Origin of the sequence: Nocardioides luteus (assembly GCF_015752315.1) — a bacterium.
In the GTDB taxonomy this organism is placed as follows: domain Bacteria; phylum Actinomycetota; class Actinomycetes; order Propionibacteriales; family Nocardioidaceae; genus Nocardioides.
The window spans coordinates 4246112-4271822 of record NZ_JADOVJ010000001.1; the positions used below are offsets into that span (position 1 = coordinate 4246112).

General features: G+C 70.5%; 23 protein-coding genes. 8 read left to right on the forward strand and 15 right to left on the reverse strand.

What is annotated here, in order from left to right; genetic code table 11:
- Positions 1–52: 52 nt before the first annotated feature.
- Both HD557_RS20450 and HD557_RS20455 read right to left on the reverse strand, forming a co-directional pair.
- Positions 53–907, reverse strand: a complete 855-nt coding sequence (locus HD557_RS20450; RefSeq protein WP_231380385.1) for a PfkB family carbohydrate kinase — start codon at positions 905–907, stop codon at positions 53–55.
- Positions 907–3267, reverse strand: coding sequence for a phosphoribosyltransferase domain-containing protein (locus tag HD557_RS20455; RefSeq protein ID WP_196875238.1), 2361 nt, complete (start codon positions 3265–3267; stop codon positions 907–909). Before HD557_RS20455 ends, HD557_RS20450 begins: the two co-directional genes overlap by 1 nt.
- Before the next feature lie 145 nt (positions 3268–3412).
- Here HD557_RS20455 and HD557_RS20460 point away from each other — a divergent pair, with 145 nt between their 5' ends.
- Entirely contained in the window at positions 3413–4882 is a 1470-nt protein-coding gene (locus tag HD557_RS20460) for a glycoside hydrolase family 5 protein (protein ID WP_196875239.1), read from the forward strand.
- Between the two features lie 56 nt (positions 4883–4938).
- Entirely contained in the window at positions 4939–5514 is a 576-nt protein-coding gene (locus tag HD557_RS20465) for a TerD family protein (protein WP_196875240.1), read from the forward strand.
- Positions 5515–5538: 24 nt separating this feature from the next.
- Here HD557_RS20465 and HD557_RS20470 read toward each other — a convergent pair whose 3' ends face one another.
- The gene (locus HD557_RS20470) at positions 5539–6327 is read right to left on the reverse strand and encodes a HoxN/HupN/NixA family nickel/cobalt transporter (RefSeq protein ID WP_231380386.1); all 789 of its coding nucleotides are present in this window, start codon (positions 6325–6327) and stop codon (positions 5539–5541) included.
- 210 nt (positions 6328–6537) lie between these two features.
- Between HD557_RS20470 and HD557_RS20475 the strand changes: the two genes are divergently transcribed.
- Together HD557_RS20475 and HD557_RS20480 are read left to right on the forward strand one after the other, a co-directional pair.
- Positions 6538–10791, forward strand: coding sequence for a LamG-like jellyroll fold domain-containing protein (locus tag HD557_RS20475; RefSeq protein ID WP_196875242.1), 4254 nt, complete (start codon positions 6538–6540; stop codon positions 10789–10791).
- Entirely contained in the window at positions 10791–11453 is a 663-nt protein-coding gene (locus tag HD557_RS20480) for a hypothetical protein (RefSeq protein ID WP_196875243.1), read from the forward strand. Before HD557_RS20475 ends, HD557_RS20480 begins: the two co-directional genes overlap by 1 nt.
- On the opposite strand, the gene HD557_RS20485 is transcribed toward HD557_RS20480, so the two are convergent.
- Both HD557_RS20485 and mca read right to left on the reverse strand, forming a co-directional pair.
- The gene (locus HD557_RS20485) at positions 11434–11721 is read right to left on the reverse strand and encodes a hypothetical protein (protein ID WP_008359235.1); all 288 of its coding nucleotides are present in this window, start codon (positions 11719–11721) and stop codon (positions 11434–11436) included. The two genes, HD557_RS20480 and HD557_RS20485, sit on opposite strands and share 20 nt — an antisense overlap.
- Positions 11722–11774: 53 nt before the next feature.
- On the reverse strand, positions 11775–12761 hold the full coding sequence (mca, locus tag HD557_RS20490) for a mycothiol conjugate amidase Mca (RefSeq protein WP_008359236.1): 987 nt from the start codon (positions 12759–12761) through the stop codon (positions 11775–11777).
- Positions 12762–12886: 125 nt separating this feature from the next.
- Here mca and HD557_RS20495 point away from each other — a divergent pair, with 125 nt between their 5' ends.
- Entirely contained in the window at positions 12887–13279 is a 393-nt protein-coding gene (locus HD557_RS20495; RefSeq protein WP_040755310.1) for a DUF4307 domain-containing protein, read from the forward strand.
- Positions 13280–13300: 21 nt separating this feature from the next.
- Here HD557_RS20495 and greA read toward each other — a convergent pair whose 3' ends face one another.
- The 5 genes from greA to HD557_RS20520 all read right to left on the reverse strand — a co-directional run bounded on the left by greA (position 13301) and on the right by HD557_RS20520 (position 19257).
- A complete protein-coding gene (gene greA / locus HD557_RS20500) occupies positions 13301–13810 on the reverse strand; it encodes a transcription elongation factor GreA (RefSeq protein ID WP_008359238.1) in 510 nt (169 codons plus the stop codon).
- A 215-nt stretch (positions 13811–14025) separates the two neighbouring features.
- Positions 14026–15237, reverse strand: a complete 1212-nt coding sequence (ilvA, locus tag HD557_RS20505) for a threonine ammonia-lyase (RefSeq protein ID WP_196876485.1) — start codon at positions 15235–15237, stop codon at positions 14026–14028.
- 1 nt (position 15238) lies between these two features.
- On the reverse strand, positions 15239–16723 hold the full coding sequence (locus HD557_RS20510; RefSeq protein WP_307785670.1) for an AI-2E family transporter: 1485 nt from the start codon (positions 16721–16723) through the stop codon (positions 15239–15241).
- A gap of 10 nt (positions 16724–16733) precedes the next feature.
- Positions 16734–18101, reverse strand: coding sequence for a glutamate mutase L (locus HD557_RS20515; RefSeq protein ID WP_196875244.1), 1368 nt, complete (start codon positions 18099–18101; stop codon positions 16734–16736).
- Positions 18088–19257, reverse strand: coding sequence for a cystathionine gamma-synthase (locus tag HD557_RS20520; RefSeq protein WP_008359243.1), 1170 nt, complete (start codon positions 19255–19257; stop codon positions 18088–18090). The genes HD557_RS20515 and HD557_RS20520 overlap by 14 nt, the downstream gene beginning before the upstream one ends.
- Positions 19258–19360: 103 nt before the next feature.
- On the opposite strand from HD557_RS20520, the gene msrA reads away from it, so the two are divergent.
- Positions 19361–20014 (forward strand): peptide-methionine (S)-S-oxide reductase MsrA, encoded by a 654-nt coding sequence (gene msrA, locus HD557_RS20525; RefSeq protein WP_196875245.1) that lies wholly within the window; start codon positions 19361–19363, stop codon positions 20012–20014.
- A 2-nt stretch (positions 20015–20016) separates the two neighbouring features.
- On the opposite strand, the gene HD557_RS20530 is transcribed toward msrA, so the two are convergent.
- Both HD557_RS20530 and HD557_RS20535 read right to left on the reverse strand, forming a co-directional pair.
- Positions 20017–20508, reverse strand: coding sequence for a GNAT family N-acetyltransferase (locus HD557_RS20530; RefSeq protein WP_196875246.1), 492 nt, complete (start codon positions 20506–20508; stop codon positions 20017–20019).
- Entirely contained in the window at positions 20508–21047 is a 540-nt protein-coding gene (locus tag HD557_RS20535) for a DinB family protein (protein WP_196875247.1), read from the reverse strand. The genes HD557_RS20530 and HD557_RS20535 overlap by 1 nt, the downstream gene beginning before the upstream one ends.
- 77 nt (positions 21048–21124) lie before the next feature.
- On the opposite strand from HD557_RS20535, the gene HD557_RS20540 reads away from it, so the two are divergent.
- Both HD557_RS20540 and HD557_RS20545 read left to right on the forward strand, forming a co-directional pair.
- A complete protein-coding gene (locus HD557_RS20540) occupies positions 21125–22231 on the forward strand; it encodes an NAD(P)H-dependent amine dehydrogenase family protein (RefSeq protein ID WP_196875248.1) in 1107 nt (368 codons plus the stop codon).
- 199 nt (positions 22232–22430) lie between these two features.
- Positions 22431–23234, forward strand: coding sequence for an SDR family oxidoreductase (locus HD557_RS20545; RefSeq protein ID WP_196875249.1), 804 nt, complete (start codon positions 22431–22433; stop codon positions 23232–23234).
- Between the two features lie 35 nt (positions 23235–23269).
- Here the strand turns inward: HD557_RS20545 and HD557_RS20550 are convergent, their stop codons facing one another.
- Genes HD557_RS20550 through HD557_RS20560 form a run of 3 tightly spaced genes read right to left on the reverse strand, consistent with a single transcriptional unit; the run spans position 23270 to position 25702 of the window.
- Positions 23270–24277 (reverse strand): GNAT family N-acetyltransferase, encoded by a 1008-nt coding sequence (locus tag HD557_RS20550; RefSeq protein WP_040755312.1) that lies wholly within the window; start codon positions 24275–24277, stop codon positions 23270–23272.
- A 19-nt stretch (positions 24278–24296) separates the two neighbouring features.
- Positions 24297–24923 carry a YigZ family protein gene (locus tag HD557_RS20555; RefSeq protein WP_040755313.1) on the reverse strand — a complete coding sequence of 209 codons (627 nt, stop codon included), beginning with the start codon at positions 24921–24923 and terminating at the stop codon, positions 24297–24299.
- Positions 24923–25702 (reverse strand): TSUP family transporter, encoded by a 780-nt coding sequence (locus HD557_RS20560; RefSeq protein ID WP_008359260.1) that lies wholly within the window; start codon positions 25700–25702, stop codon positions 24923–24925. Before HD557_RS20560 ends, HD557_RS20555 begins: the two co-directional genes overlap by 1 nt.
- Positions 25703–25711: the final 9 nt, after the last annotated feature.

The following is a 25711-nucleotide window of genomic DNA, read 5'->3' on the forward strand; positions in this document are numbered from 1 at the left end:
GCCGACCGAGGTAACTCGGTCAGCGCTCGCCTCCACCGAGTTACCTCGGTGATCATCCCCCGGCCGCCGCGTAGACCTCCAGCCGGTCCAGCGGCGGCTGGGCACTCGGGTGAGCGACGGCGGCCGCACCCACCGCACAGGCCGTACGCAGCGCCTGCTCGTCCGGCGCACCCGAGAGGATCGCGAGGGTGAGCGCCGCCGAGAAGGCGTCGCCGGCACCGACGGTGCTGATCACCTCGGACACGGGCGTGGCGGGCACGCGCGTCGCCTCGACACCGCCGACGAACATGGCCGCGCCCGAGGCCCCGTAGGTCACCGCGACCCGCTCGGCCTCCCGCAGCTCGGGCATCGCGGCGTACTCGGTCTCGTTGACGATGAAGAGGTCGACGCGCTCGACGAGGTCGGCGGGGAGCGGCTGCGCCGGGGCCGCGTTGACCGCGACGAACCCGGTCGCCTGCGCGGCCACGGCCCGGACCACGTCCACAGAGAGCTCGAGCTGCATCAGCACGGCTTCGTCGGGCCCGACCGCGGTCCCGTCGACGCCGACCAGGGCGTTGGCGCCGCCGCACACCACGATCTGGTTCTCCCCCGCCGCGTCGACCGCGATCAGCGCGGTGCCGGTCGGTGCGTCGACCGTGCGTACCGCGGCGACGTCGACCCCCGCGGCCCGGATGGTCTCGACCGCCGCGGCGCCGTCGGCATCGGCGCCGACGGCTCCGACCATCCGCACCCGCGCCCCCAGCCGGCTCGCCGCGACCGCCTGGTTGGCACCCTTCCCGCCGACGTCACGGCGCAGCTGCCCGCCTCCGACGGTCTCACCGGCCCCGGGCAGCCGCTCGACGAGCGCGGTCAGGTCGACGTTGATGCTTCCGACGACGACCAGGGGCTGGGGCGGCCGCACCGGCATCAGGGACGCAGCAGCCCGACGCAGGAGTAGGGCAGGTCGGAGACGCGCTCCACGGGCACCTCGCGCGCCTCGGCGAGCTTCCTGACCTGGGCCAGGTCGGCGTCGCGCGCCGGATCCACCAGGACCATCGCCGGCTCGCCGTGCAGCAGCAGCCGTACGGTCTCGTCGACGCCGGCCACGACCAGGCTGACGTCACCGTCCCCGAACCGCTCGGCCACCTCCTCGACCGCGTCCCAGCCCGCCCACGTCGGGGTGTGGTCACCGCCGAGGTGAGCCTCCAGGTCGAGCATCACCTTGGTGCGTACGATCGGGAACCTCGCCGCGACCGTGTCGATGAACTTCTTGGACACGTCGGCCGGAGCCAGGTCGGCGTGGAACACCGCGCCGTGGAAGTCGTTGGGTCCGACCCGGTCGTCGTCGACGACGGGACGCGAGACGAGACCCGAGACGGTGGCGTCGAGGCACGCCGACGGGATCAGGTAGTCCTCCCGGGTGCCGTAGATCGACACGCTCCGGCCCGGGTCGGCGAGAGCCGCGAGCTCCGGGGAGAACGGCGAGGAGAGATGAGCATCGAGCGTCGAGTTGGCCTTCTCCACCGACGCCGCCAGCTCGCGGGTGACCGCGCCGGTGCCGGTCCACCCGTCGACGAACATCACCCGGGCGGGGTCGTGGTTCGCGGCCAGATAGGCGAGAGCGGTCTGGTCGATGCCGCGTCCGTGCGTCAGCGAGATCGCGTAGTGGGGCAGGTCGAGCCCGTGCACACGCTGCGCCCAGCGCCGCATCAGCACGCCGATCGGAGTGCCGGACGGGGCCAGGGAGACCAGCACGGCATCCTGTCCGCGCCGCGCCAGGACGTGCTCGGTGACCAGGCCGACGGCGTACGCCACGCGCTGGGCCGACGCGCTCAGCGCCTCGTCGAAGAGCTCCGGATGGGCCGGCGCGCTCTCCTCGGCCGGCGTCTCCGCCTCCTCCGAGGAGAGGTCCTTGAGCAGCCAGGCGACGTCGTCCCGCTCGTAGGAGCCGAACGCCGGTCCGTGCAGCGGGTCGGGCAGCTGGAGGGCAGGCTGATCGTGGCGCGGCTCCGGCGCGAACGCCGGGATGGTCACGACCACGACCCGCGGCGCCATCCGGGCGAGCTGGTCGACCAGGCCGCCCTCCGCGTGCAGCGCGGGAGTGTCGGCGGGTTCGTCGACGACGAGCACGATCGCCTCGAACGCGCCCTCACGCAGGTTGTAGGCGAACCGCGGACCGTCACCGTCGGCGGGAGCGTCGTGGGACGGGAAGGTGATCGCGGTGCGGATCGCATAGCCCGGGTCGTCGACGTCGAGCACCGGCGACCGCGTGGTCGTCGAGTAGGTGATCTCGTGGCGGCGACCCTCGGCCGCCCGCCGGTCGGCCAGCGCGGAGGCGATCCGCAGGGGTGCGTACATCAGCTCCTCGGTGCCCAGGACGTGCACCGGGCCGTCGGGGATGCGGCCGGCGATGGCCGCGGCGGTCACCGTGACGGCGGACTCGTAGGTGCCGGCGGCGCTGGGCGCGAAGCCGTGGCGGCCGCCCTCCGGGACGGCCCGCGGCCAGGTCGCGACGACCTGGACGATCTCGCCGCGCGGACGCTGGGTCGGCTCGACGCCGGCCAGCTGGCGGAGGTTCTCGACGGTGTCGATGAGCCGGTTGCCGTTGTCCGCGAGGTCCTCGGGCAGCTCGATCTCGCCGCTGGCGATGGAGACGACGTCCACGGTGGCACGCAGCCGCTTGATCGAGCGCTCCATCCGGCCACGGTCGTCCTCGGAGCGCAGGTCGACGAGGGCGGCCACGACGTAGTGCTTGCGCGGGAACTTCTTGTGCAACGCCCGGATCGTGCTGACGACGGTCTTGCCCGTGATGATCTCGTCGTCGACCAGCACCAGCGTCTCGGCACGAGCGAGGAAGGCCGGGTCGGCGGGGAGCAGCCGGTGAGCGGTGGCGTGCGAGTGCTCCTCGAAGAAGTCGGCGACGGACTCGATGCCGTCGACGACCCGTCGGGTGGAGTGCAGGTAGGGCGCCCCCAGCGCGTCGGCGACGAGGTGGCCGAGCGCGGTCGCGGTCTCGGCGTAGCCGAGCACCACCGCGTCGCCCGTGACCGCGGCGCGAGCCTTGGCCCCCAGGCGCAGCCCGGCGTCGGTCACCAGACGCGGGTCGGTCGGGACGTGCTTGCCGAGGACGGAGGAGACGAGAAGCTGCGCCCGGCGGGGGTTGCGTCGCACCGCCAGACCGACCAGGTCGGTGATCATCATCCCGCTCGGCGCGTCGGTCGTCCGAAGACGCACACCCAGACGTTCGGCCACCCAGGTCCCCGACCAGCCGCTCGCTTCGTCTCTCACAGGTGACATTCTCCCCCAATGTTCCGCACCTGACTCAACCGCACGTGGGTCTTGATGTCCACTGCCGGTCTCGTACGGGCCACCGCGACGCCCAGAATGAGAACACGTTCTTGTCGGTGGCGGCAGAGAGCGCTAGGTTCCGCTCATGTCACGTCGCTCGGGAAGCTTCGGAATCGTTGCCGTCACGGCGGCTGTGCTCGCGTTCGGGACCTCGCTGCTGAGCCCGGTCGGACCGGCCGGAGCCGACCCCGCGGAGACCCCGCGGTTGGCGCGCGAGGGACGCTGGCTGGTCGACCAGCACGGCCGGATCGTGCTCGTGCACGGGCAGAACCTGGTCTGGAAGCACGATCCGTACGTCCCGCCCGACTCGCCCGAGGGCTTCACCGCGGCCGACGCGGAATGGCTGGCCGAGCACGGGTTCAACGGCGCCCGGATCGGCACCCTGTGGGCGGGCGTGACCCCGGACGCTCCCGGGAAGGTCGACGAGGACTACCTCGACGACTGGCAGCGGGTGATCGACCTGCTCGCCGACGAGGGCATCTGGATGCAGTACGACTTCCACCAGGACATGTGGCACGAGACCTACGGTGGCGAGGGCGTGCCCGACTGGGCCGCGAAGCGGCCGGCGCCCTACCACCTGCACCCGCCGATCAAGCTCTCCTTCCCGGCGACCTACATCACCCCCGAGCTCGCCACCGTCTACGACAACTTCTGGGCGAACAAGGACGGCGTCCAGGACGGCTGGGCCGCCGCCTGGGGCGCGGTCGCGCAGCGGTGGGGCGACCAGCCCTACTCGATGGGCTACGACCTCATCAACGAGCCGTGGGCGGGCCGGGAGTGGCTCTCCTGCCCGATCACCGGGTGTGCGAGCTCCTACCGCGACGAGTTCCAGCCTGCGTACGAGAGGGCGACGGCGGCGATCCGCGAGTCCGATCCCGACGGGATCGTCTGGTACGAGTCGCAGCTGCTCGCCAACCAGGTCCCCAACTCCGCCTTCGGACCGGCGAACGACGACCAGGTCGGCTACTCCTGGCACAGCTACTGCCCGTACGGCTACCTCGACTCCCAGGGCATCCCGATCGGGGTCAGCGGGTGCAAGGACTACGACGAGACCCACAACACGAAGGCCCTCGAGCAGGCCGAGACGATGGGCGCGACCAACCTGATGTCCGAGTTCGGCGCGACCGACAACACCGAGCTCCTGGCCATCGACACCGCCTCGGCCGACGACCACTTCACCTCCTGGATGCACTGGGCCTACAAGCACTGGGACGACCCCACCACGGCCGACGGTCGCCAGGGCATGTTCGCCGACGACGCCGATCTGTCGACGGTGAAGCAGGAGAAGCTGCGTACGCTCGTCAGGACCTACCCGCAGGCCACGGCCGGCACCCCGGTCGATCTCTCCTTCGACCCCGGGACCGGCGCCTTCAGCTACACCTATGAGCCGTCCACGGACATCGACGAGCCGACCGAGATCTTCGTCAGCCCGATCCACTACCCGAACGGTCCCGAGATCTCCGTCGCGGGCGGCCGGGTCGTCGGGGAGGCCGAGCACCACCGGATCCTGGTCGAGGCGACCGGAACCGGGCCGGTGACCGTCACGATTGACTAGGCTGGTCTCGTCCCGCCCGCTCCGGCCAGTGTCGGCCCAGCCATCGGAGGATCAGTTTGTCCGTCTCGCTTGCTCGGGGACAGTCGGTCTCGCTCACCACGGGTGACGGCAGCAGCATGACGCACGTGCGGATCGCGCTCGGCTGGGACGCGGTCCGGAAGGGCCTCTTCGGCGGTTTCCGCGGCGCCGACGTCGACATGGACGCCTCCGCGATCCTCTACGACGCGGCCGGATCCCACATCGACCAGGCCTGGTTCCGGCAGCTGAAGTCCCGCAACGGCGCCGTCGTGCACACCGGCGACAACCGCACCGGTGCCGGTGAGGGCGATGACGAGTCGATCATCGTCCACCTCGACCAGGTGCCGCCCGAGGTCGCCCAGATCGTGTTCACGATCAACTCGTTCACCGGGCAGAGCTTCGCCCAGATCCAGAACGCCTTCTGCCGTCTCGTCGACGAGAACACCCGCACCGAGATCGCCCGGTTCGACGTGAGCCAGACCGGCCCGCACACCGCGGAGATCATGGCCAAGGTCAGCCGCTACGACGGCGGCTGGACGATGACCGCGCTCGGCGAGATCGGCAACGGGCGTACGTTCCAGGACCTGCTGCCCTCGATCGCCCCGACCCTCTGACGTCCGGCCGACGCCTGGGCGACCTCAGCCGAGGGAGCCGACGCCGACGACGGTGAGCCCGGCGCCGAGGACCGTGACGCCGAGCGCCGCCAGGATCGGGGTGACCTTCGCCGCGACCTGCAGGTACGCCTGGGACTCGGCGACCCGGACGACGAGGTTGTTGCCGGCCAGGGCCAGCAGGCCGACTCCGAACAGGATCGTCGCCATGCCCAGGCCGAAGGTGATCACCAGCAGCAGCGCGAACGCCGAGCGGCCGGCGAACAGGCCGGTCACCAGCACCAGGAACGCGCCCGGGGACGGCGTCAGGCCGCCGGAGATGCCGAGGAGGACGATGCCGGGGCGGCGTACGCCTGCCTGATCGTGACCATGGGAATGGCCGTGCGAGTGGCCGTGTGAGTGCCCGTGGCCGGTTCCGGCGCGCGCGGAACGCCAGTGCCGGCGCAGCAACCAGAGCCCGGTGCCGACGACCAGCACCCCGGCGACGACCTGCAGGCCGGCGGTGAGGTTCTCCAGGCGTACGAGGTCGGAGAGCGAGAAGAAGGCCCAGGCCACGGCGATGACCAGCACCGAGAAGGTGTGCATCACTGCCACCGAGCCGCCGAGCCAGGCGGCGTCGCGCACGCGGCCCTCGGCGCCGATCAGGTACGCAGCCGCCAGGGTCTTGCCGTGTCCGGGCGCGATTGCGTGCGCGGCGCCGGCGGCGAAGGCGAGCACGAAGGCGGCCGCGGCGATCCCGGGCTCGTCCAGGTAGCCCTGCACCCGCTCGACCAGTGCCGCCGCGCCGAGCCAGTCGCCCGTCAAGAAATCGTTCATGTCAGGCGCAAACGATGGCACAGGGGATTCGTCGGTGGATACGGCTGCGGCAACCGTTTACCAAGTCGACAGCCGGGCGTCGACAGCGCCGCTCGGCCGTGTTCATCCGATCTCAGGATGCTTTCAGACTGGCCGGACACGGGTGTCCGGCTGTTCGGCACCTCGGGCGATGCCGCACGTCTCATTGCCGCATGACCCCCAAGGAGCATCGTGTTCGCCGTAACGAGTGCCAGCTTCGCCCGACCCAGACGAACGCGGCTTCTCGCCGCGGTCGCGGGTCTGGCCCTCGCCGGGGGCGTCGTCGCCGCCCTCCCCGGCGACGCCGTCACACCCGCCAGTGCCGCGACCTACACCGCGGTCGGCGCACCGCTGACCGGGCCGCCGCCGGCGGCCCTGGCGACCGTGGACGCCCCGACGGCCGACCTGCTCGACATCGACTTCGAGGGCGGCGCTCCGCACGAGCGCGCCCGGTCCCTGGAGCCGCGCACCTGGGGCGCGCCGACGTACGGCACCGACGACACGCTGGCCGAGACGCCCACCGGCGTCATGACCGTCGACGGCGTCGATGACGCCGTCTCCGTCGAGCACGACCCGTGGGCCGACCTGCAGCAGGGCTTCACCATCGAGTGCGTCTTCCGGGTCGAGACCACGCTGCCGACCAGCAACGAGAAGGACCTCTGCTCCAACAAGGAGGCGGGCGGCTACTCGGTCTACGTGACCGGCTCCAACCTGGGCACGATGGCCCACATCGGTGGCGGCTACAAGTCGGTGCTGACCCCGATCACGGCCGACCGGTGGTATCACGTGCTCTCGGTCTGGGACGGCCAGACGCTGAGCCTCTACGTCAACGGCACCAAGGCCGGCTCGACCGCGGCCACCGGCACCCTGCAGGCCCCGGCCGCCACCTCGCGCCGCTTCGTCGTCGGCGCCGACTCGGCGCCGAGCGGCATCGGCCAGCCCGCCCCGCCGGCGTCCTTCGCCGGCGCCTCGCTCTTCGCCCGTGCGGTGACCGACGCCGAGGCCGCGGCCCTGGCGGGGGCCTACGACACCGCTCCCCCGGTGCCGGCCGCGGACGTGCTCGACGTCGACTTCGACGACGGCACGCCGTCCGACGACACCGGCCGCGCCGTGACGACGGTCGGCGAGCCGGTGATCTCCGACGACACCGCGCTGAAGGCCAAGGTCGCCTCCTTCGACGGCTCCGACGACGCGTACGCCTATGCGATGGGCTCCTCGGCCTGGGACCTGATCGACGACCAGGTCTCCATCGAGTGCACCTTCAAGGACAACGGCACCTACCCCAACGGGACCGAGCACTCGATCTGCTCCGAGAAGGAGGGCGGCGGCTACTCGATCGTCGTCTACAGCGGCAAGCTGACCTTCGCGGTCCACGCCGGCGGCGCCTACCGCAACGCGCAGGTCGCGATCGAGACCGGTCGCTGGTACCACGCGGTCGGCACCTGGGACGGCACCACCGCCAGGCTCTACGTCGACGGCCAGCTGGCCGCCTCGATCGCCGCACCCGCCCCGCTGACCCGCCCCGGCGGCAGCGCCCTCAACTCCTTCTACGTCGGCGCCGACTCGGTCAACCAGTTCTGGTCGCCGGTCACCGTACGCAACGCCCGCATCTTCACCGACGTGCTCACCGCGGACCAGGCCGAGGCCCTCAACGTGGCTGCGCTCGGTGACGTACGCGACGCCGGCGTGGTCGTCAACGGCACCACTCCTGCGGCCGGTGCGCACCTCACCACCCCGACCGAGTTCGCCGTCGACGTCACCAACCAGGGCAACGCCTCGGGCTGGGCCTACACGCTGGACGGGGACCCGATCCAGCCCGGTCAGGAGATCGGTGCCGGTCTCGCCGCCGGCGAGCACACCATCGAGATCACCGCGAAGGACGTCTTCGGGCGACCGGTCGCGCACACCTCGACCTTCACCTCCGACGCGATCCCGACCGGTGGCGGGACCGACACCGGCCAGGGCGAGGGCACGGTGACCCTCTCCGCGATCGCCAACAGCCCCGACGGCTCCGACGTGACCACGACCTTCAAGGCGGCCTCCGCCTCGGTCGCGGACGGCGGCTTCCAGGGCGTCGTGCCGGTGCTCCCGAGCGCGCTCGAGTTCGACTACTCCTCGCCCGAGACGATCGCCGGAAGGCAGGCACCCGACGGCAAGACCGCCGACAGCGCCTCGAGCAAGCTGATCCCGTTCCAGCGCTACGACGTCACCGTCCCGGCCTCCGACGCGCGTCGCCACGTGGTCTGGACGGGCACGGCCGACCCGGCCCGATCGGTCTCGCTGCGGGTGTGGAACACGGTCGAGAACCGCTGGGACGAGCTCGCCTCCGCCCGCGGGATCGCCGACGGCGACACCACGCTGCGGGGCCGTACGCTGGCGGCGCACGTCGACGACGGCGTCGTGCACGTCCTGGTGACCGGCATCGACCCGTTCGCCGACGACCTCTCGCCGCGCGACGAGTCGGCCGCCGACGACAAGGACCGCTTCGAGAACCCCGAGGACTACGACTTCTCCTTCGCCCACTTCACCGACACCCAGTACATCGCCGAGGGTGCGGCCGGCGGGACGTACGAGAACTTCAACGGGATCGAGGAGCCCTCCGACGTGCAGCTGGTCGAGGAGCAGGCGGTGTGGCAGCGCGCCTACCGCGCCGAGACCGAGTGGATCCGCGACAACGCCGACCAGCGCAAGATCGCCTTCACCTCGCACACCGGTGACGTGACCGAGAACGACACCAAGGACCCGTTGGCCACCGATGCCAACGGCAACCTGCTCTACCCGGGGCTGGACGAGCAGATCACCCGCGAGTTCGAGTTCACCTCGGATGCGCAGTCGACCCTGGACAAGGCCGGCGTGGTCAACCAGGTCGTCGCCGGCAACCACGACAATCAGGGCGGCAAGGAGATCGGGCCGCAGTCGCGGTTCAGCCGCTACTTCAGCCCGTCGCGCTACTACGAGGCGGCGCAGGCCTGGCCCGAGGGTGCCTCCTACCACGCCTGGGACGAGGAGACCGACGCCTCGGGCAACGTGGTCACACCGGGCACGGACAACCAGAACAACTACGTGCTCTTCTCCGCCGGCGGGCTCGACTTCGTCGCGGTCGGCCTCTCCTACGGGGTCACCGAGGAGGAGGCGGCCTGGGCGAGCGAGATCTTCTCCCGCTTCCCCGACCGCAACGGCATCCTGAGCACCCACGCCTACCTGGCGCCGTCCACGGCTCCCGACGGGCGCGGGGCGAAGTTCTCCACCGACGGCTCCCGGCTCTACGACCAGGTCGTGGAGGCCAACCCCAACGTGTTCCTGGTCCTCGCCGGCCACGAGCACGGCGTCGGCACCAACCTCAAGCGCGGCATCGGCGCCACCGTCTCGCACAACGTGGTGGAACTGCTGGCCGACTACCAGTTCTACAAGGTGACCGCCGGGGAGCTCTTCCCCGACTCCGTCGACGCCTCCGGCAACATCGACCTCAACGGTGACGGCACCGTCGACCACAAGGCGACCGACCTGCTGCAGTTCGGCGCCTCCTACCTCCGCCTGCTGCAGTTCGACACCGAGCGCTCCGAGATGTCGATCGACACCTACTCCCCTCACCTGGACGACTTCGGGGCGACGGAGTACGACGACCGCCACCGCTACAACGGCGCCGAGGACAACCTGACGCTCCCGGTTGACCTCTCCACCCGGCGTACGTCGTTCGCGACCGACGCGCTGACGGTGGTCACCCCCACCGACACCGTGATCGGCACGGACACGGCGCGTTCGGGCTGGCCGGCGACGGTGGAGTGGAGCGGGCTGACCGAGGGCGAGGTGTACGCCTGGACCTCGACCTCGCGCACCGGCCAGGCCGGTGAGACCCAGACACTGGGCTCGATCGACCAGTTCGGCGGCGTCTTCCTGGCCACCGCGGCGGGCACCGACACCACACCGCCGGTGCTGAAGGTCCCGGCCTCGACGACGCTGCAGGTGGGGGCCGAGTTCGACCCGCTGGACGGGGTCAGCGCCACCGACAACGCCGACGGTGACCTCACCTCGTCGATCCAGGTCACGGGGAGCGTCGACACCAACACGCCGGGTGCCTACCCGCTGACCTACACGGTCACCGACACCAACGGCAACCAGGCCGTCGCCTCGCGCGCGGTCGTCGTGGAGGAGCCCGAGACGCCCGACCTGAAGCCGGTCACGCTCACCGCGAAGGACGTCACGGTCCGGTTCGGGCGGGACCTGACGCTGCGTACGTCGATCGCGCCGCGCAGCGCCACCGGCACGGTGCAGTTCCTCATCGGCGAGGACGTGCTGTGCGAGGCGCCCGCGCGACGCGGGGCTGCGGAGTGCGACGTGGACGTGCTCCCGCCGCCGGGGCGCCACCAGGTGCAGGTCGTCTACCCGGGCGACTCGGCTCACCAGCCTGCGACCACGAGCTTCACGCTCACGGTGAAGCAGCGCTAGTGGCTCGTCGTTTCCGGGTTCTCGCGGTGGTCGCCGGCTTCGTGCTGGCGGCCACCGCGGGCCTGCCCGCCGACGCTCATCCGTTCGGAGCCCCGCAGACCGCGACGATAGCCGGGAGCACCAGCGCTCCCGAGGTGACCTGGCGGTTCGGAGCCACCGACGACATCGCCTACCTCGCCGTGCAGGTCGGCGCGCTGCCGCCGGACCGGATGACGCTCGACGGCGTCGTCCTCTACGAGTCCGGCGACGAGACGGCGCTGGCGCGGTCGGAGGCCTATGCCGACTACGTCCTCGACCACATCCGGATCGAGGGCTGCGACGGGTCGGTCGAACCGGGCGAGGATCTCATCGCCGACGGCACCACCGTCACCTTCGACTGTCCGTCACCGACCTCGACCAGGAGGATCGAGATCGACATGCTGACCGACCTGCATCCTGCGTACCAGACCCTCGCCTCGGGCCCGAACGGCCAGAAGGCGGCGTACGCAGGCGACGCCCGCTCCCACGGCTGGTCGCTCGACGAGTCCCGGGCCGCGGCGACCGGGCTCAGCGCTTTGGTGCAGCTTGGCGGCACGCTGGGCGTGCTCGCGCTGGCCGGCGTCGCCGCGTGGTGGCTGGTGCGACGCCGCCGCTCCGCGGGGACTAGCGCTTCAGCTTCTTGATCTCGTCCTTGGCGGCCTGCTGGGCGATCGCCTCGGCCTGGGCCTCCTCGCCGAAGACGCCCTCGACCTTGGCCTTCTCGACCTTCTTGAACTGGCGCAGCATGCTCCAGGCGATCACCGCGACCGCGACGCAGAGCGCGATGAAGATGCCGAAGGCGGTCCAGCCCGCCACGACGTCCTCGTCCTGGGGCGGGTTGGGCTCAGGAGCGGGCTGAGAGGTGTGGAACGACTGCGTCGTCGCCAGAGTCGTCATCGGAAGGCCGGACATGGGGACATTGTCTCACCTTCGCCTGAGAATGCTTCAGCCCGGGCTCAGCCCGCTCAGGCGGTGATCACCTTGCCGAAGCTGATCTCGCGGCCGACCGCGGCCTTGCCCTCGTCGTCGGCGGTGGAGCGGTCGAGGCCTGCGAACAGATCGGTCTCCTGGCGCTTCTCGGCCTCGGGCACCGGCACGTAGGAGGTCACCAGCTCGTAGTCCTCGGTCGGCCAGGCCTCCTTCTCGATCTCCCGGGGCACCGCGAACCAGGGGCCGTCGGGGTCGATCTGGGTGGCGTGCGCGAGCAGCGCCTGGTCACGTACGCCGAAGAAGTCGGCGCACTCCACCTTCGTGGTGACCCGCTCGTCCCAGCCCGGGTCAGGCTTCCAGTCCTCGAGGCGCTCCTCGTAGGGCGAGCTGAGCCCGTGGCTCTTCATCGCCTCGTGCAGGGCGACCATGCGCGGGTAGTTGAAGGTGTGGCTGTAGTAGAGCTTCAGCGGCTGCCACGGCTCGCCCGCGTCCGGGAACAGGTCGGGGTCGCCCGCCGCCCGGAACGCCTCCACCGAGACCCGGTGGCACATGATGTGGTCGGGGTGCGGGTAGCCCCCGTTCTCGTCGTACGTCGTGACCACGTGCGGCCGGAACGAGCGGATGATCTCGACGAGCCGGCGCGTGCTCACCTCGAGCGGCATCCGGCCGAAGCAGCCCTCGGGGAGCAGCGACCAGTCCTTGGCCGCCACATCCTTGACCTCCATGAACTCCTCGACCCAGCCCGAGTCGACGAAGCCCAGCCAGTCCTGCTTGATGCCGAGGATGTCGCGGGCGCGATGCATCTCCTCGCGGCGGATCTCGTGGATGTTCTCCAGGATCCCCGGGCGCTCCATCTTCGGGTTGAGGATGTCGCCCCGCTCGCCACCCGTACACGTCGCGACATGGACGTCGACACCCTCGGCGACGTACTTCGCCGTGATCCCGGCGCCCTTGCTCGACTCGTCGTCGGGGTGCGCGTGCACGTGCATCAGGCGGAAGGCCTGCTGGAGCTGCTCTGGCATGGGTTCAATCCTAACCACGCCCCGTCTCACGTTTCGGTTACCCGCTCCCACTCCGCGGACAACTTTCGTGGTAGGCCGCGGGGACGGATGTGCGGTCTGCTCCGGCAGGATGGGACCATGGCCTGGTGAGCACGCCGTCAGCCGAAGATTCCCGCATCGCGACCCGCTACGGTCGCGGCCCGCGCCGTCGTCCCGGCGTACTCATGATCGCGCTGATCCTCGCCCTGGTCGCCGTCGTCGGCTGGTTCGGCTGGGCGCTGTGGCTCGCGCTGCACCCCGAGGTCTCCTCCGGGCTGGAGAAGTGGGAGGCGGTCAGCGAGAACGAGGTCGAGGTGACCTTCGTCGTACGCCTCCACGACAAGGACGCGAAGCCGGTCTGCACCGTCGAGGCCGAGGACGACCAGGAGGAGAAGGTCGGCCACCTCGAGTTCACCGCCGCCGAGGGGCGTCAGACGATCACCGTCCCGACCGAGCGCCGCGCGCTGCGGGTCGAGTGGGGTGACTGCACGGTCGAGTGACCGCGCAGTCACCGATGTGGATCAGCCGGTGTAGACCTCGGTCTTGAGGATCTCGACCTTGAGCGGCCCGCGAGGACCCTCGTAGGTCACCGTGTCACCGACGCGGGCGCCGATGAGGGCAGCACCGATCGGCGAGGCGGCGGAGGAGATCTCGACGCCGCCGGCGTAGTCCTTCATCTCGATCGAGGCGATCAGACGGGTCTCGGCCTCGTCGTCGTCATCGCCCTCGAACTTGAACGTGACCAGCTTGCCGACCGAGACGACGTCGTCGTCCTCGGGGACCGTCGTGTCCGCCTTGCGGAGCAACGCCTCGAGCTGCTGGATCTGACCCTCGAGCTTGCCCTGCTCCTCACGAGCGGCGTGGTAGCCGCCGTTCTCCTTGAGGTCACCTTCGTCGCGGGCGGAGCTGATCTCGGCGAGGATCTCCTGGCGCCGGGGGCCCTTCAGGTATTCCAACTCCGCGGTGAGCTTGTCGAATGCACCCTTGCTGAGCCAGATCGTGGCAGCCGTGGTCTCGGTCGACTGAGTCATAGCGAGTTACTCCTGATGGGTAGTGAATAGGTAAGGGGCGCCGGTCAACCCCCATCAACCGGCGCCTTTTCTCCCTGCTGTGCGGGCGTAGTTCACCCAGCGGAACGTTCTGCGGGAGATTGTCAGAACGTTCAGTTTAACAAGGCAACCACACCCGGAGACAGTTCGCGACCGAAACGTTGCTCAATCTGGCCTCGAGACCGCTCCCCGGAACGTCAGGGACTGACAGCGGGATAGCCCTTGCTGCGCAGCTGTTCGAGGACGCGCTCGGCGTGGTTCTGGCCGCGGGTCTCCAGCTGGAGCTGCACGCCGACCTCGGCCAGCCTCAGCCCGGGGTTGGTGCGCGAGTGCACGACCTCCATGACGTTGGCGCCGGTGTCGCCGATCACCGAGAGCAAGGTGGCCAGCGCGCCGGGCTGGTCGGGGATCGTGACCGCGACCGGCAGATAGCGCCCGGCCAGCGTCATGCCGTGCTGGATCACCTTGCCGAGCAGGAGCGGGTCGATGTTGCCCCCGGAGAGCACCACCACGACCGGCCCCTCGAAGGCCTCGGGCGCGTCCATCAGGGCGGCGACTCCCACGGCTCCCGCGGGCTCGACGACCAGCTTGGCCCGCTCGACGAGCGCGAGCAGCGCGCTCGAGATCGACTCCTCCGAGACGGTGCGGATCTCGTCGACGTAGGACTGGATCATCGGGAAGTTGGTCTCCCCCGGCAGCCCGACGGCGATGCCGTCGGCCATCGTCGGCATCTTGTCGAGCCGGATCGGACGGCCCTCGCGCAGCGAGACCGGGTAGGCGGCGGCGGTCTCCGCCTGCACGCCGATCACCTTCACGTCAGGGTGCTTCGCCTTGATCGCGAGCGCCGCACCGGCCAGGAGGCCGCCCCCGCCGAGCGGGATGACCACCGTCTTCACGTCGGGGGCCTGCTCGAGGATCTCGAGCCCGATCGTGCCCTGGCCCGCGACCACGTCGGGATGGTCGAAGGGGTGGATCATCACGGCGCCGGTGCGCGCGGCGAAGGCCATCGCGGCATCGAGGCACTGGTCGACGTACTGGCCCTCGAAGATCACGTCCGCGCCGTAGGCGCGGGTGGCCTTCTCCTTCGGGATCGGCGCTCCCTCGGGCATGAACACGGTCGACGGGATGCCGAGGGTGGTCGCCGCCAGCGCGACCCCCTGGGCGTGGTTGCCCGCACTCGCGGCCACCACCCCGTTCTTGCGCTGGTCCTCGGGCAGCCGGGCGATGCGTACGAAGGCTCCACGGGCCTTGAAGGAGCCCGTACGCTGCAGGTTCTCGCACTTGAGGACGACCTTGTCGCCGACGATGTCGGTGAGCCAGCGAGACCCCTGGACCGGGGTCTCGGTGATGTGGTCGCGCAGCAGCTCGCGGGCCTCGAGGATCTCGTCGTACGTCGGCTGAGCGTGCATCTCAGGCACCGCCTGCTCCTGGGCTCGGTGGGGGTGGGGACGTCGGGCCGGTGGCCGGCGCCGAGGGCGGTGGCGACGTCGGCGGAGCGGCCGTGGCCGATGCCGCGGTCGACGTCGTGGCCGAAGCCGTGGCCGGGACCGCGGTCAGGTGGTTGGCCACCGCGTTGAGAGCGGCCACGAGCGGCACCGCCACGAGCGCACCGGCCACGCCACCGAGCACGATGCCGGTGGCGACCGCGAGGATGACGCCGAGCGGGTGGACCCGGACCCAGCGGCCGAGCAGGAACGGCTGCAGGCCGTGGGCCTCGAGCTGCTGGACGAGGATCACGCCACCGAGCATCAGCAGTGCCGTCACCGGTCCCTGGGACACCAGCGCGACGAGCACGGCGACCGCGCCCGCGACGGTGGCACCGATCAGCGGCACGAAGGAGCTCAGGAAGACGAGCACGCCGATCGCCACCACGAACGGGATCTGCAGCGCCGCGGCGATGATCATGATGCCGACCGCATCGACCGCGGCGACGATCACCGTGGCGCGGGTGAACTGGGTCAGCGAGACCCATGCGACCCGGCCCGAGCTGTCCATCCGGCTGCGGGCCGCCCGCGGCGCGAGCCGCACCAGCCAGCCCCAGATCCGCTCGCCCTCGGCGCAGAAGAAGTAGGTGGAGAAGAGCACGATGAACAGGCCGGCGAAGACGTCGAGGGCGACCCCGCCGACCTCGCTGACCCGGGAGAACGGGTTGGAGGCGTACGCCGCCGCCCAGTCCTCCACGGTGGTCTGCACCGTGTTGAGCCAGGTGTCGATCTGGGTCTCGCTCGCGTGGAACGGCCCGTTGATCAGCCAGTCGCGGATCTCGTCGAGCGCCTTGACGGTCTGCCCGGCCAGGTCGGTGAAGCCGTTGGCGACCTGGGTGCCGGCGAAGCTGAGCATGGCGATGACCGCCGCGAGCACCCCGATCACCACGAAGAGCGCCGAGATGCTCCGCTTGAGGCCCACCCGGGCCAGGCCGTCGACCACCGGGGAGACGAGCGCGGCGATCAGGAGGGCGATCACCACCGGGACCACGACGATGCTGAGGAAGCCGAGAGCGCGGACGATCAGATAGCCGGCCGCGACGATGACCAGGAACCGCCAGCCCCACTGGGCCGCCATCTCGACGCCGTAGGGGACGTTGGTCCGGCTCGCGGAGGTCGGAGCCGTCACCGGCTCGGGAGCGGCCAGCTGCTCCTGGCGCCCCTCGCGCAGACGCTCGAACTGGTTGACGAGGCGCAGCGCGAAGTTCTCGGCCGACTCGCGAGCCTCGGCGGCGGCCTCCTTGGCCACCTCCGCGGACTCCCGCGCGTCGGCCTCCTCCTGCGCCTGGCGCTGGGCCAGACGATGGGCCTCACGCGCCTCGCGGTTGCGTCTGAACGCACCCGTCATCCGCTCGAAACTCTCCTTCGCGGTCGACTTCTCGCCGCCGGGTGCATCCCCCTGATCCGTCACCTGACAGAGGCTACCGGGAGGGTGTGAGGTGGGTCGCAAGGTGGCGTGCCGTGGCCGGGTGCGACCGCGCGAGCAGGCCCACCGCGGCGAGCACGTAGTCGCTGTCGACCGTCCGCAGCGGCGCCTCCGGAAGCTGCCACCCGCCGCGCGCCGACCAGCGCATGACGCGGTCCTCGATGTGCGGACGCCCATGCCGCAGTACGCCGCCGGAGCCGATCACCACGCCGACCCGGCGCAGGTCGGTGCCGGTGCGCTCGATGACCTTGCCGCTCGGGGACAGCACGACCCGGGACCGTCCGGCGTGGCGCTGCAGCGCGGTGCAGATCGCGATCCTCGCCAGGAGCTCGTCGATGTCCTTGTCCTGCTCGGTGCGCGGCAGCCAACCGGGGTGGTTGCGCCGGTAGTCGACCTCACCGGACAGATCGGACTCGGCCAGGGACGGGTCGCCGTGGTCGGCGGCATCGAGGGTGGTCGGGGCCGACCAGCGCATCCCCAGATCGCCCTCGACCGTGCGGGTCACCGGAGTGACCGCGACGACCTCCTCGCGGACGTGCTCGGCCTCGGGATCGGGGCGGACCACGCTGTGCACGTCGGTCGTGGCGCCGCCGACGTCGACGACGACCACGTCCTCGCCGAGCACCTCGGCCAGCGTCTCGACGCCCTGGAGGACCACATCGGGGGTCGCGCCCTGGACGATCCGCCGGAAGTCCGCCCGGCTGCTGAGGTTCTTGCCGCCGATCACGTGCTCGAGGAACATCTCCCGGACGGCCGCGCGGGCGCTCTCGGGCGCGAGCACGCCGATCTTGGGAACCACGTTCTCGCAGGTCACATGGGGCACGTCGGCCAGGATCTCGTCGATCTCGGGGTTGGCATCGCGGTTGCCCGCCACGACGACCGGCCCGCGCCAGCCGGCCGCGGCCAGCTCGCGCGCGGCGGAGACGATGGCGTCCCGGTTGCCGCCGTCGGTGCCACCCGTCAGCAGCACCAGATCAGGGGTCGTGGAGCTGAGCGTGGCCCCCAGGTCACCCTCGGCCTCACGGCCAGCGGTCGCGATCACCGCGACGACCTTGCCGCCGCTGGACAGCGCCACCCGCCGACCGGCCTCGGCGGTCACCAGCTCCTCGTTGCCGACCACGGCGATCCGCAGCCCGCCGCCCGCCGAGGAGCAGGCCAGGATCTCGGCCGTCGTCGCCCGCGGGTCGGCCTCGGCGAGGGTCACCAGGCAGGCGTCGTACGCCTCCATCACCTCGTGCAGCGACGTCGGCGCGCTCGCGGACCCGAGGACCTCGCCCGAGACGAGATCGACGTGGAGAGCCTTGGTCCAGGTGGAGCCGAAGTCGACGCAGACCGCGGTCTGTGGCGCGTCAGCTCTGGTCAAGGGCCTGCTCGAGGTCCGCGACCAGGTCCTCGGCGTACTCGATGCCGACGGAGAGCCGGACCAGGTCGGCCGGCACCTCGAGGTCGGTGCCGGCGACGCTGGCGTGGGTCATCTTGCCCGGGTGCTCGATCAGGCTCTCGACGCCGCCGAGCGACTCGCCCAGCGTGAAGATCTTGGTGCGCTCGCAGACCGCGAGCGCCTGGGCCTCACCGCCGGTCACCCTGAAGGAGACCATGCCGCCGAAGCGCTTCATCTGCTTCTGGGCGACGGTGTGGCCGGGGTGGGTCTCCAGACCGGGGTAGATGACCTCGCCGACCTTCGGGTGCGAGGTCAGGAAGTCGGCGACGCGCTCGGCGTTGTCGCAGTGGCGGTCCATGCGTACGGCCAGGGTCTTGAGGCCGCGCAGGGTCAGCCAGGCGCCGAACGGGTCGGCGATCGCGCCGGCGGCGTTCTGGAGGTAGCCGATCTTGTCGGCGAGCTCGAGGTCGCGGACGACCACGGCGCCGCCGACGACGTCGGAGTGGCCTCCGACGTACTTGGTCGTGGAGTGCACCACCACGTCGGCGCCCAGGGTGAGCGGCTGCTGCAGGTAGGGGCTGGCGAAGGTGTTGTCGACCACCAGCCGGGCGCCGGCCTCGTGGGCGACGGTGGCCAGGGCCGAGATGTCGGCGATGTTGAGCAACGGGTTGGTCGGCGTCTCGACCCAGACCACCTTGGTCTTGCCGGGCTGGATCGCGGCCGCGACGGCGTCGACGTCGGCGACCTGGGCCGGCGTGTGGGCGATGCCCCACTGGCTCTCGACCTTGTCGATGAGGCGGTGGGTGCCGCCGTAGGCGTCGTCGGGGATGACCATGTGGTCACCGGGGCGCATCAGGCTGCGGATCAGGGTGTCCTCGGCCGCCAGACCAGAGGCGAAGGCGAACCCCTTCTCGCCGTCCTCGACCGCGGCCAGCGCGCCCTCGAGCGCGGTGCGGGTCGGGTTGGCGGAGCGGCTGTACTCATAGCCGTTGCGCAGGCCGCCGACGCCGTCCTGCTTGTAGGTCGTGGTGGCGTAGATCGGCGGGATCACCGCACCCGTCGTCGGGTCGGGCTCGTAGCCCGCGTGGATCGCCTTGGTCTCGAAACCGGCCTTGCCGAGGTGCTGCTGCTCGCTCACGGTCCGAGCCTACGTCCGATCTCGCCGCGCGGCCCATCCGGGAACGTTCGCGCGTCGAACTGTGTTGGAGACTGGTAGACAACCCGACCAATGGAGGTTCCGCATGTTCGGCCGACCGACTCAGCTCTTCCCCGAGGACCGCACGCTCGCCGGGCGCGACCAGGCGCTCTTCGAGCTGCCTGCGAAGCACCGGGTCCTCGGCACTCCCCTGCTCGCCTCCCCTGAGGACGGGACCGCCCCGGAGGGGGCCGAGGTGGCGTACTTCGGTCTCGGCTGTTTCTGGGGTGCCGAGGAGATCTTCTGGCAGACGCCGGGGGTCTACTCGACCGCTGTCGGGTATCAGGGCGGCACGACCGCCAACCCGACCTACGAGGAGGTCTGCAGCGGCCAGACCAACCACACCGAGGCGGTCCGGGTGGTCTTCGACCCCACCGTGGTCTCCTACGCCGACCTGGTGAAGAAGTTCTTCGAGGTGCACGACCCGACGCAGGGCATGCGGCAGGGCAACGACGTCGGTACGCAGTACCGCTCGGCGCTCTACTACGTCTCCGACGCGCAGCGGGAGACCGCTGAGGAGCTCACCAAGGTCTACGGTGCCGAGATCACCAAGCGTGGCTACGGCGAGATCACCACCGAGATCCGCGAGGTGCCCACCTTCTACGCCGCCGAGCCGGCGCACCAGCAGTACCTCGACCGCGTGCCCAACGGCTACCGCTGCCACGCGAACACGGGCATCCCCTTCCCCGCGACGGCCTGAGGTCAGGTCAGCGGCAGATACATCACGTGGAGGCCGACCCGGCCGTGCGACCTCGAGTCGAACGCGTCCGGGACGGTCCCGATGATCTGGAACCCGAGGGACTTCCACAGGCGTACGGCGGTGGTGTTGGTCTCCACGACCGCGTTGAACTGGATGCCGTGGAAGCCGTTGTCCTTGTGCCACTGCACGCAGTAGTCGCCGAGGGCTCGGCCGACGCCCTTGCCGCGGGCTGCCGAGGAGACCATGAACGAGGCGGTGCCGATGTGGCTGCCGCGGCCCGGGCGGTTCGGGCCCATCTTGGCGCTGGCCAGGATCTTCTCGTCCTGGGCATCGCCCTCGACCGCGACGACGACGTGGTCGTACATCCACATCTCTCGGGCCTCCTCGGAGGTGGCACCGAGCGGATAGGCGTAGGTCTCCCCCGCCTCCACGATCTCGGACCAGAACGGGTAGATGTGCGGCCAGTCCGCGGCCGTCGCCTCGCGGATCTGCATCAGATGTCCGTCCTTCCGTCGATGGCCTCGCGAATCAGGTCGGCGTGGCCGCAGTGGCGGGCGTACTCCTCGATCATGTGGACCAGGATCCAGCGCAGGCTGATCTCCTGGCCGTCACGGCTCCTTCCGGCCGCGATGTGGTCGAGAGAGCCGGCGGCGTCGGTGAGCTCGTTGGAGCGAGCGATCGCCTCGCGAAGCAGTGTGCGCAGCTGGTCGGGGTCGTCTTCGGAGGCGCTGGTGAAGTCCCAGTCCTGGTCGTCGTCCCAGGGAGCCGTGTCGAACGGCGGGACCGGGACGTTGCCGGCCAGGCGTACGCCGAACCAGACGTCCTCCACGTACGCCATGTGCTTGAGGAGTCCCGCCAGGGTCATGGTCGTGGGCGGGAAGGGCCGGTTGAGCTGCTCGTGGTCGAGGCCCGCGACCTGCCTGAGCAGGGTCGCCCGATGGAAGTCGAGGAACGTACGCAGCGTCGTGGACTCGTCCGCGACGTAGGGGGCGCCGGTCGGATGGCGGGTGTCCTCGAAGAGTGCCTCGGTCATGGGCGTCAACGTAACGGCGGCGAGTTTCCTCGGCGAATCACTTTCGCGAAACTGTAACGCGTTCTAGATTTGGCGGCATGTCCTTCGCCGCTGGAAGTCCCGAGAAGCCGCTCAGAGTCGTCGTCTGGTCCACCGGGACGGTGGGACGCCATGCGATCGCGGGGGTCGATGCGCATCCGGACCTGGAGCTGGTCGGGGTGTGGACCTCGACGCCGGCGAAGGCCAGGGTCGACGCCGGGGAGCTGGCGGGGCTGGGGCGGACTCTCGGGGTGGCCGCGACCACCTCTCGCGACGAGCTGATCGCGCTCGCGCCGGACTGCGTCGTCCACGCCGCGATGACCGACGACCGGGTCTTCGAGGCGATCTCCGATCTCACCGAGCTCATCCGGAACGGGGTCAACGTCGTCTCCTCCGGACCCGTGATCCTGGTACACCCGCAAGGCACGCTGCCTGACGAGATGATCGCCGGGATCGACGAGGCCGGGCGGGAGGGTGGCGCGTCGCTGCACGTCAACGGCATCGACCCCGGCTTCGCCAACGACGTCCTGCCTCTGGTGCTGACCTCGCTCTCGCAGCGGATCGACCATCTCCGGGTCAGCGAGATCGCCGACTACTCGACCTACTACCAGCCCGTCGTCATGAAGGATCTCTTCGGCTTCGGGGGCTCGCTGGAGGACAAGCCGTTCCTGTGGGAGCCGGGCGTGCTGAGCACCGCCTGGGGTCCCGTCGTCCGGGTGCTCGCCGCCGGTCTCGGGGTGACCCTCGACGAGCCGCTCGTCGAGCACGTCGAGCGCCGCCCGGCGGTCAAGGACACCAAGACCGTGTCGGTCGACATCGCCGAGGGCACCCAGGGCTCCGTACGTTTCACCGTCACCGGCACCGTCGACGGCATCCCCCGCATCACCCTCGAGCACGTCACCCGCACCGACGCCGGCTCCGACCCCGACTGGCCTGTCCCCGCGACCGGCGACGGCTGCTACCGCATCGAGATCACCGGCGAGCCGTCGATGACCGTCGAGTTCAGCCACCACGGCGAGCACGGCGACCACAACGTCTCCGGGATGATCGTCACCGCCCAGCGCCTGGTCAACGCCATCCCCGCCGTCGTCGCCGCCTCCCCCGGCCTGGTCTCCCCTCTCGACCTCCCGCTGATCACCGGCCGCGGCCTCGTCTCAGCCGAGTAGGTGGTTGTGGACGCCGAAACCGCACCTTTGGTGGCCGAGACTGCAGAAATGGCGAGCGAGCCTGCAGTTCTGGCGATCGCCGGAACGACCGACTCGGCCGCCACACCTGCAGTCTCGCCCGCCACTTCTACCGATTCGCCCACCACAACTACAGATTCGGCCGCCGCTTCTACAGATTCGGCGCGACTGAGGAGACAGCATGAGCATTCTTGAACGATTCGAGTTGACCGACCACGTGGCGGTCGTGACGGGGGCGGGGCGCGGGATCGGGGCGGCGACGGCGGTGGCGCTGGCGGAGGCCGGGGCGGACGTGGTGATCGCGTCGCGGACCGAGCGCCAGCTCCGGGCGGTCGCCGAGAGGATCGAGGCGGCGGGGCGGCGGGCGCTGGTGGTGCCGGCGGACCTGGCCGACACGGCTGTGACCGCAGGGCTTGCGGAGCGGGCGTACGAGGAGTTCGGGCGTCTCGACATCGTGGTCAACAACGTGGGTGGGACGATCCCGAACACGTTCCTCGACACCGACGAGAGCTACCTGGAGGAGGCCTTCCACTTCAACGTGACCACGGCGCACGCGCTGACGCGGGCGGCGGTGCCGTACATGGTGAAGAGCCCGGACGGGCAGCAGTCGGTGGTGTCGATCAGCTCGATGATGGGGCGGACGGCAGGCAGGGGCTATCTCGCCTACGGGACCGCGAAGGCGGCGCTGGCGCACTGGACCAGGCTGGCCGCGACCGACCTGGCGCCGAGGATCCGGGTGAACGGGATCTTCGTGGGCTCGGTGCTGACCAGCGCCCTCGAGTTCGTGGCCGGCGACGAGACCATGCGTGGCGAGATCGAGGCGAAGACCCCGCTCAGACGGATCGGGGAGGCCGAGGACATCGCCGCCGCGGTGGTGTACCTGACCTCTCGGGCCGGCCAGTTCGTCACCGGGAAGCTGCTCGAGGTAGACGGCGGCACCGAGGCGCCGACGCTGGACCTCAAGCTCCCCGACGCGATGTCCTGAGCCTGTCGAAGGGTCGGCGCCTGATCGTCAGACAATCAGACCGTGACGTGCTTGTGCCAGGACTCGGTGACGTAGTCGGTCACCCAGCCCATCGACTTGTAGAGCCCGTCGGCCCCGGTGGGGCTGTCGGCGTCGACCTCGAGCGAGACCCGGTCGCGGCCGCGCTCGATCGCGTCGCCGATGACGGCGTGGAGCAGCCCCTTGGCGACCCCGCGCCCGCGGGCGTTGCGGTTGACACCGATGTACTCGACGTACGTCCCCTCGACCCCGGCAGCGTTGGCGGGCAGCACCGAGGCAACCAGTGAGCCGGCGGGCAGCGTGTCGTCCACATAGGCGAGCCACCAGTGGTCCCAACGGTGGCCGGGGTCCTCGCGGAGACGCTGGACGAACTCCGGGAAGCTCTCCCGGTAGGAGTTGAAGTGGTCCTGGAAGGACTCCTCCAGGGTCTGGTGGACCGTCTGCAGGTCGGCTGCGACGGGCATCCCGTTCTCGTGGGTCTCGACCGGTCGGATGGTCACGCCCTCGCGGAGCGGGGGCACGGTCTCGTCGGGCAGCACCGGGCGGCTCATGTGCAGCCAGGTGCGCCTGTTGGTGAACTCCGCCGCCGCCAGCCACTCGCGCTGCACGGTGTCGTCGGCGAACGGGCTGGCGTCGAGGTGGGACTCGGTGATGCCGCGCAGCTCGGCCATCGCCCGCGCCTGCTCCTCGAGCCAGGCGTAGAGCCCGGCGGCGACCTCGGCCGCCTGGGCGATGGTGCGGTCGACGTAGAGGTAGACGAGGGTGCGTCCGGCGGCGCGGTCGTGGGCGATCGCCCAGGCGCGGATGTCGCCGTCGGGGTCGACCGCGACGAGCTGCTGGCGGGTCCAGGAGGCGGGGCCGGCGATCTCGCCGGTGATGGCGTCCGCGTCGACCTTTCCGGACCCTTCGAAGGGTGTCTTGTCGGCTGCTCGGAGCCTCAGAAGTGCGGGTAGATCGTCGAGGTCTGGGACCTTCGTCGTCCATCCGTCGGGGAGTTCCACGGGCGTCTCGCTATGGTCGCTCACCCAGCCATTCTCCCAAACGTCAGGGGAGGTCGACCCACTGGTCCGTGCCCGGGACCAGCGCAGACGCACCCGCGGTGAGCTCTGCGACGAGCGCTGCGAGGCGTTTCTCCTCGGCCGGCGGGGCCCCGATCCGCAGGGTCACGGCAGCGCCGTAGCCGGTGTCCAGGACCGCGACACCGGAGGATCGCAGGTCGGTCTCGAGGCGGCCGGCGGCGTCGTACGGCACCTCGATCTCGTACTCGCGAACGAGCTCCCGCCGGAGCGTCCCGACCTCGTCCAACGCGGCGCGGACGGCGTCAGAGTACGCCCGGACGAGACCGCCCGCGCCGAGCAGCGTCCCGCCGAACCAGCGGGTCACCACCGCGACCGTGTCCGAGACCCCGGCCCCGCGCAGCACCTCGAGCATCGGGGCGCCCGCGGTGCCGGCCGGCTCACCGTCGTCGTTGGAGCGCTCGACCGGCTGCGGCGGCGGACCGATCCGGAAGGCGGAGCAGGTGTGCCGGGCGTCCCAGTGCTGCTTGCGGAGCCGCTCGACCACCGCCCGCGCGTCGGCCTCGTCCTCGACCCGGGCGAGCGTGCACAGGAACCGCGACCGCTTCTCCTCGATCTCGGCTGCGCCGTCGCGGGCGATGGTCAGGTAGTGCATCACCAGACTCCGAGCACGCTGCCGCCGATGCGGATGATGAACCCGGCGACCACGACGATGAAGAAGACGCGTACGAACCCGGCGCCCTTGGCCACCGCCGTCCGGGCCCCGAGGTAGCCGCCGATCAGGTTGCACACCCCCATCACCAGACCGGTCTTCCACAGCACCGCACCCTGCGGGACGAAGACGACCAGGGCAGCGAGGTTGGTGGCGACGTTGGCCATCTTGGCCTTGGCGCTGGCCTCCAGGAAGGAGTAGCCGAGCAGGCCGACCAGCCCGATCACCAGGAAGCTTCCCGTCCCGGGACCCAGCGCACCGTCGTAGAAACCGACCGCGAAGCCAACGACCATCGCCCCGATCACGTGCCGGTGGTCGTCGAACTTCAGCTCCGTCGCCTCCCCGAGCGACGGCTTGAAGAGCACCCACGCCCCCACCAGGATCAGCGCGACCAGCACGATGGGCTCGAAGACCTTCTCAGGAAGGTACGACGCCACCCCCGCCCCCAGCGCGGACCCGACGAACGCGAGGACCATGAGCGGGACGAAGGTCTTCGGGTCCGGCCCGACCCGCCGGTAGTAGGTCGCGGCGCTGATCGAGGTTCCGAAGACCGAGGCCAGCTTGTTGGTCGCCAAGATCTGCACCGGTGCGGCGCCCGGCAGGAACAACAGCAGCGCGGGGAGCTGGATCAGCCCACCTCCGCCGACCACGGCGTCCACGTATCCGGCGGCCAGGGCCGCGAGAGCGAGAAGGGCAAGTACGTTCAGCGTCTCCTCGGGCACGAGCGCAGG